The sequence below is a fragment of the Micromonospora sp. AMSO12t genome, assembly GCF_008806585.1.
Lineage (GTDB): Bacteria > Actinomycetota > Actinomycetes > Mycobacteriales > Micromonosporaceae > Micromonospora > Micromonospora reichwaldensis.
This window is the reverse complement of the sequence record NZ_WAAS01000333.1, coordinates 1-6,275: the sequence shown is the minus strand read 5'-3', so window position 1 is coordinate 6,275 and position 6,275 is coordinate 1. Positions and strand designations below refer to the sequence as shown.

General features: G+C 74.3%; 4 protein-coding genes. All 4 read right to left on the bottom strand.

The genetic code is table 11. The annotated features are described in order from the left end of the window. Positions 1-180: 180 nt before the first annotated feature. Positions 181-1,308, bottom strand: a complete 1,128-nt coding sequence (mraY, locus tag F6X68_RS29585; RefSeq protein WP_151457328.1) for a phospho-N-acetylmuramoyl-pentapeptide-transferase — start codon at positions 1,306-1,308, stop codon at positions 181-183. Further along, positions 1,305-2,729: a UDP-N-acetylmuramoyl-tripeptide--D-alanyl-D-alanine ligase gene (gene murF, locus F6X68_RS29580; RefSeq protein WP_151457327.1), complete on the bottom strand. Its 1,425-nt coding sequence runs from the start codon at positions 2,727-2,729 to the stop codon at positions 1,305-1,307. Before murF ends, mraY begins: the two co-directional genes overlap by 4 nt. Continuing rightward, positions 2,726-4,288, bottom strand: coding sequence for a UDP-N-acetylmuramoyl-L-alanyl-D-glutamate--2,6-diaminopimelate ligase (locus F6X68_RS29575; RefSeq protein ID WP_151457326.1), 1,563 nt, complete (start codon positions 4,286-4,288; stop codon positions 2,726-2,728). Before F6X68_RS29575 ends, murF begins: the two co-directional genes overlap by 4 nt. A 52-nt stretch (positions 4,289-4,340) precedes the next feature. After that, on the bottom strand, positions 4,341-6,275 hold a 1,935-nt coding region (locus tag F6X68_RS29570), incomplete at its 5' end, for a penicillin-binding protein 2 (RefSeq protein ID WP_225852504.1).

The following is a 6,275-nucleotide window of genomic DNA, read 5'->3' as shown; positions in this document are numbered from 1 at the left end:
TCTGTGCCTCGTCCCTCCCCCACCCGACCATCATGGCGGTTCCGCCGGGCCGCCACCGGCGCAACCGCCCGGTCGGCGTGTCGGGCTTGCGCCGCGGCGCGAACGCCGTCGCGGCGATGGACACGCCGCGGGGCCCGGGCGACGCGCGCCCGGGCCCCGCGGCGGGAGTTGCCGGCCGGCTCAGGTCATGTTGGCGAGGAACTCGCTGTAGAACAGGCCCAGCGCGATGGCCACGCCGATGCCGGCGATGATCCAGAACCGGACCACGATGTTGACCTCGCTCCACCCCGCGAGCTCGAAGTGGTGCTGCAACGGCGACATCCGGAACACCCGCTTGCCGGTGGTACGGAAGGAGATGATCTGGATCACCACGGACATCGTGATGATCACGAAGAGGCCACCGATGATCGGCAGCAGCAGGATCGTCCGGGTGGACATCGCCATGCCGGCGATCAGGCCGCCGAGGCCCAGCGCGCCGGTGTCGCCCATGAAGATCCGCGCCGGCGAGGTGTTCCACCACAGGAAGCCCACGCAGGCCCCGGCCGCCGCGCCGGCGATCAGCGCGATCTCCAGCGGGTCCCGCACGGCGTAGCAGTAGTCCTGGGTGTAGTTCGGGTCGGCGCACCAGTGCCGGTACTGCCAGAAGGCGATCAGCGCGTACGCGGCGAGGACCATCACCGAGGCGCCGGTGGCCAGGCCGTCAAGGCCGTCGGTGAGGTTGACGCCGTTGGTCGTGGCCATCACCACGAAGATGAAGAGAACCACGGCGCCGATCTTGGTGATGTCGAGCGCCGGGATGTCCCGGATGAAGCTGAGCGTCGTGCTGCCCACGGTCTCGGTGTTGGTCACCGCGCCCGAGGCGTCGGTCATGGTGCTCGGGAAGTAGAGCGCCACGACGCCGAAGACCGCGCCGACCAGGATCTGCCCGAGCAGCTTGCCGCGCTTGTTGAGCCCGCCGCTGTGCCGCTTGCGCACCTTGAGGAAGTCGTCGATGAAGCCGACCGCGCCGGAGAAGACCATCAGCCCCAGCAGCACCAGCGCGGTGATGGTCGGCTCGACCTGGGCGATCTGCGCGTCCGGCAGGGTCGTCAGCGCCAGGTGGCCGGCCACGTACGCGATGACCGTGGCCAGGATGAACACCACGCCGCCCATCGTCGGCGTGCCCTTCTTGCCCTCGTTGCTGGCGAGCCCGAGGTTCGATCGGATCGGCTGGCCGGCCTTCAGCCGGGCGAACACCTTGATCGCGAGCGGGGTGGCGAGCAGCGAGACCAGGAAGGCCACCCCGATGGCGACGATGACCGCCCTCATGCGGCGCCGCCCCCCGTCCCCGTCGGGTTGGTCCCGTCGCCGGCGGCGTCCGCGCGCAGCGCGTCGGCCACCTCCCACGTCCGGTACCGGGAGCCCTTCACCAGGACGACGTCGCCCGGCCGTAACTCGCTCCGCAGCACCTCGACGGCCGCCGCCTGATCGGTGAGCAGCACCGACTCTCCTCCCCAGTCACCTACCGATGTCGCGCCTTCGTGGATCGGCGCGGCCGGCTCGCCCACCACGAGCAGCCGGTCGACGCCCAGTTCGGCCGCGAGCCGGCCGACCTCGGCGTGCCCGTCGCGTTCGAAGGGACCCAGCTCGGCCATGTAGCCCAGCACCGCGACGGTGCGCCGCTCCCGCCCGATGCCGGTCAGCGCGCGCAGCGCGACCGCCATCGAGGCGGGATTGGCGTTGTACGAGTCGTCGATCACGGTCACCCCGTCGGCGCGTTCGAAGACGTCCATCCGACGGGTGGAGACCAGCCCCATGGCGCCCAGCGCGGTGGCCAGCTCGGCCAGCGGCATGCCCAGCTCGCGGGCCACCGCGGCGGCGGCGAGCGAGTTGGACACCTGGTGCCGGCCGGTCAGCCCGAGCCGCACCGGCGCGGTCCCCTCCGGGGTGACCAGGGTGTACGCGGGCCGCCCCCGGTCGTCCAGCGTCACGTCCTCGGCCCGCACGTCGGCGTGCGCCGCCTCGCCGTAGCGGACGACCCGGGCGACCGTACGCGAGGCCATCGCGTCGACCAGCGGGTCGTCGGCGTTCAGCACGGCCAGGCCGTCGGCGGGCAACGCCTCGACCAGCTCACCCTTCGCCAGCGCGATCGTCTCCACCGAGCCGAACTCGCCGATGTGCGCCACCCCGACGTTGAGCACCACGGATATCCGGGGCGGCACCACGTCGCAGAGGTAGCGCACGTGCCCCACCCCCCGGGCGCCCTTCTCCATCACCAGGTAGCGGGTCTCGGGCCCGGCCTGCAACGCCGTGTACGGGTGCCCCAGCTCGTTGTTGAACGACCCGGGCGGGGCGACGGTCGGGCCGAGCCGCGCGGTGAGCTGCGCGATCAGGTCCTTGGTGGTGGTCTTGCCCGACGAGCCGGTCAACCCGACGACGGTGAGCCCGGGCAGCCGGTCGACCACCGCACGGGCCAGCCGGCCCAGCGCGGCCAGCGCGTCGTCGACCAGCACCATCGGCACGCCGGGCACCTCCCGGGTGCCGAGTACGGCCACCGCGCCGGCCGCCACCGCGGCGGCGGCGTAGTCGTGCCCGTCCACCTTCTCGCCCGGAAAGGCGACGAAGAGCGTGCCCGGGCGCACCTTGCGCGAGTCGAACTCGACCGGGCCGGTGACCCGGGCCTGCGGGTCGGCGCCGGCCAGCCGCCCGTCGACCGCCGAGGCGACCTCGGCCAGGCTGAGCGGGATCACCGCTGACCCGCCGGGTCGGCGAAGCGGGCGCGCAACGCGTCGGCCAGCTCGGTGCGGTCGTCGAACGGGTGCACCTCGCCACCGATCTCCTGCCCGCGCTCGTGGCCCTTGCCGAGCACCGCGACCACGTCGCCCGGCTCGGCCAGCCGGACCGCCGCGTCGATCGCCGTCCGGCGGTCGGCCACCTCCTCGACGCGCGCCGTCGTGCCGGTGCGCCGGGCGCCGGCGAGCACCTCGGCCCGGATCGCCGCCGGATCCTCGGTGCGCGGGTTGTCGTCGGTCACCAGCACCACGTCGGCTCCCTCCGCCGCGGCGGCGCCCATCACCGGCCGCTTGCCCCGGTCCCGGTCCCCGCCGGCACCGATCACGCAGATCAGCCGGCCCGCGCTGAGCTCCCGCAGCGCCGCCAGCGCGGCGACGATCGCGTCCGCCTTGTGCGCGTAGTCGACCACGCCCCGCACCGGGCCGGGGGCGTTCACCAGCTCCAGCCGGCCGGGGACCCCGCCGCACGCGGCGACCCCGGCGGCGGCGGTCTCCGGGTCCACCCCGGCGGCGACCAGCACGGCGATGGCCAGCAGCGCGTTGGCCACGTTGTGCCGGCCCGGCAGCGCCACGCCGGCCGCCACGGTCAGCCCGTCCGGGCCGTGCGCGGTGAACCGCTGCGCGTAGCCCTCGCCGCCGACCTCGTCGGCCCACCAGGTGGCGCTCGGGTCGCCGGCCGCCGAGTAGGTGACCGTCGCCGGGCGGTACAGCGACTTCAGCGCCGGGTCGTCGTGGTTGAGCACCTCCACCGCGCAGCGCCCGTCGAACAGCTGCGCCTTCGCGGCGAAGTAGTCCGCCGTGTCGGCGTGGAAGTCCAGGTGGTCGGAGCCGAAGTTGGTGTAGCCGCCGACGGTGAACCGGACCCCGCCGACGCGGCCCATCGCCAGGGCGTGGCTGGAGACCTCCATGACCACGGCGGTGACGCCGCGCTCGCGGGCGGCGGCCAGCATGGCGTGCAGGTCGGTGGCCTCGGGCGTGGTGCGCACGCTGTCGATCGCCAGGTCGCCGAGGCGGGTCTCGACGGTGCCGATGAGGCCGGTGGTGTGGCCGGCGGCGCGCAGGCCGGACTCGACCAGGTAGGCCGTCGAGGTCTTGCCGGCCGTCCCGGTCACCCCGATCACCGTCAGTCCCTCGGTCGGGTCGCCGTAGACGGCTGCGGCGAGGGTGCCCAGCGCGGCGCGCGGGTCGGACACCACCAGCGCCGGCAGGCCCGCCTCGGCCGCCGCCGGGGCGCCCGCCGGATCGGTCAGCACGGCCACGGCGCCGGCCGCCGCCGCGCCGGCGGCGAACTCCGCCCCGTGCCGGCGGGCACCCGGCAGGGCCGCGTACAGGTCGCCGGGGCGGACCTCCTGGCTGGCGTGGGTCACCCCGGTCACCACCAGCTCGGCGGCGCCCTCCGGGGGGTCGACGGCGAGCCGGGCGGCGAGGTCGCCGAGCCGGACACCGATCACGGTACGGGGACGAGGATTGCCGGGCACGGCGTCAGACCCTACCCGGTCGTCCGGTTCCGGCCGCACTGCCGCCCCGGTGGTTCGTCCGCACTCACCGATGATGTCGCGGCGTGGCCGCTCAACGCGGATAGACCGTGAACTTCGGGGCCTTCTCCCCACTCGGCGGCACCCCGTAGTGACGCAGCGTGAACTGCATCATGTCCCGGAACGCGGGGGCCGCGATGTCCCCGCCCCCGCCGGAGGGGGTGTGCGCGAAGACCGCGATCACGTAGCGCGGCTTCTCGGCCGGGGCCATCCCGATGAACGAGGCCACCTCGCCGAGCTGCTTGCGCCCGTCGACCAGCCGCCAGCCGGTGCCGGTCTTGCCGGCGACCCGCCACTCCGGAATCGCCGCCGGCGTGCCGGTGGCGTCCTCGACCGTGGTGACCGCCTCCAGGATGTGCCGCAGGGCGGCGGCGTTCTCCGGGCTGAGCACCGACCGGGTGACCGGGGGCTCGGTCGGCGTACGCTTCCCGTCCGGCCCGATCACCTCCTTGACCAGGCGCGGCTGCACGTACGTGCCGTTGTTGGCGATCGTCGCGTAGACGGCGGCCATCTGCAGCGGCGTGGCGTCCACGCTGTGCCCGATCGGCACCGACCCGTGCGACGACCCGCTCCACTCGTCGAGCGGCAGCAGCCGCCCGCTGGCCTCGCCGGGCATGCCCACCCGCGTCGGCTCCCCGAGGCCGAAGCGCTTCTGGTAGTCGATGAGCCGCTCCGGGCCGAGCTTGTCGGCGATCTGGATGGTGCCGACGTTGGACGAGTACGCCATCATGCCGGGCAGGCTCATGCGCTGTCCGTGCGCCTTGTGCGTGTCGAAGAACGGGGTGTCGCCCTTCGTGATGCTGTTGGCGATCGGCAGCGTGGTGTCGGGGGTGATCACCCGCTCCTGGAGCGCGGCGCCGAAGGTGATCGCCTTGTGCACCGAGCCGGGGTCGACCACGAAGCTGGTGGCGGCGTCCTCCCGGTCCTTCGGGTCGCTCGGCGTGGGCTTCGCCGCGTTGTAGGTGGGGTGGCTGGCCTGGGCCAGCACCTCGCCGGAGGGGATCTCGATCACCACGGCGGCGCCGGTGCTGCCCTTGCTCTGCGCCATGTGCCGGCTCAGCATCCGCTGCACCATGAACTGCAGGTCGCGGTCGACGGTGAGCTGGAGCGAGCTGCCCGGCTTGGCCTTCGTCGTCTCGCTGTAGCCGCCGGGGATCGGGGCGGCGAGGTCGCCGAGGCCGACCTCGTAGACCCGCTTGCCGTCCTTGCCGCGCAGCACGTCGTCGTAGCGGGCCTCCAGCCCCTCCAGCCCGACCATGTCCTGGCTGGTGAAGCCGAGCAGGTTGGCCGCGAGGTCGCCGCCGGGCACCTCGCGCCGCTCGTCGCGGTGGGTGTAGATGCCGGGCAGCTCCAGCCCCGTGATCTTCCGGGCCCGGTCGATGTCCACCCCACGGGCCAGGTACTCGAACTGCGAGTCGACGCCGTTGACCCGCTTGCGGGGCTTCATCTTCTCGGCCAGCTCCGAGGCCGGCATGCCGAGCAGCGGGGACAGCGCCCTGGCGGTGGCCTGCTGGTCCTTGACCTGGGTGGGGTCGGCGTAGACGTAGCGCGCCTCGACGCTGTGCGCCAGCGGGGCGCCGGACCGGTCGTAGATGGCGCCGCGCGCCGCCGGCAGCGTGACGGTGCGCAGCCGGTCGGCGAGACCACCGCCGGCGTACGCCGGAGTCTCCACGGCCTGGAGGACCACCAGCCGGATGCCGATGACGGCGAAGAGCGTCAGGGTGAGCACGGTGCCGAGCCGCAGCCGGCGACGGGGATCGGCCAGCCGGGGCGGCTTCGGCGGCTTACGCGACGGCCGCCGGGCGGCCGGACGGTCCGGCCGGCGGGCGGGGCGCGGGGCGGCGCGGCGGCGCGGCGCCGCCGGCTCGTCGTCGTGGCGCGGGGTGCGGGGCGTGACGGTGCGGACGACGCCGGAGCGGCCCGCCGCCTCCCGCCGGCCGGCGCGGCCGGCACCGGCGCGCCGGCCGGC

What these genes read in the sequence shown, in the direction of transcription:
- mraY (WP_151457328.1), bottom strand. Translation starts at nt 1,308, where the DNA reads ATGAGGGCGGTCATCGTCGCCATCGGGGTGGCCTTCCTGGTCTCGCTG.